1 protein-coding gene is annotated in these 527 nt (G+C 67.0%); it reads right to left on the bottom strand.

The window, feature by feature from the left end; translation table 11 throughout:
* A partial coding sequence (locus tag GR197_RS32945; protein WP_204330505.1) for a putative Ig domain-containing protein occupies positions 1 to 527 on the bottom strand: 527 nt, incomplete at both ends.

The raw sequence follows: 527 nt of genomic DNA, 5'->3' as shown, positions 1-527 counted from the left end.
GATATTGGCCGTGGCGGTCGCGCCGGCGGTATCGCGCATCGTGTAGCTGAAGACGTCACTCAGCGTGTTGATCGACTGCCGCAGCCCCTGGACGGCGGTATTGGCCTCGTTGACGGCATAACTATAGACGCCCGATGCACTGAGCACGAGACTGCCATAGGTGCCGGCGAGCGCGGTGCCGAGCGTGCCTGAGGTCGCACCGAAGCCGACCGCCGTGACGGTCTTGGTGTCACCGGCATTCGGATCGGTGTCGTTGGTCAGCACGTTGCCGCTCGCAACCACGCCGCCCGAACCGTTGGCGACGCCGCCCTTCTCGGTCGCGTCACCCACATCGGCAACTGCCGTCGGCGGCGTATTGCCAGGCGTCGACACGGCGATGTTGAAGCTCTCGTTGGCGGCAAGGCCGCCAAGGTCGGTCGCCGTCACCTTGACGCCGTAAGTGCCTGATGTCGTCGGCGTGCCGGAGAAGGTCCGCGTCGTGGCATTGAAGCTCAGCCAGCCGGGCAGCGCCGTGCCGTCGGCGGCCG

The sequence above is a fragment of the Rhizobium phaseoli genome (assembly GCF_010668805.1).
GTDB lineage: Bacteria > Pseudomonadota > Alphaproteobacteria > Rhizobiales > Rhizobiaceae > Rhizobium > Rhizobium phaseoli_A.
This window is presented reverse-complemented; position numbering and strand designations above follow the sequence as displayed.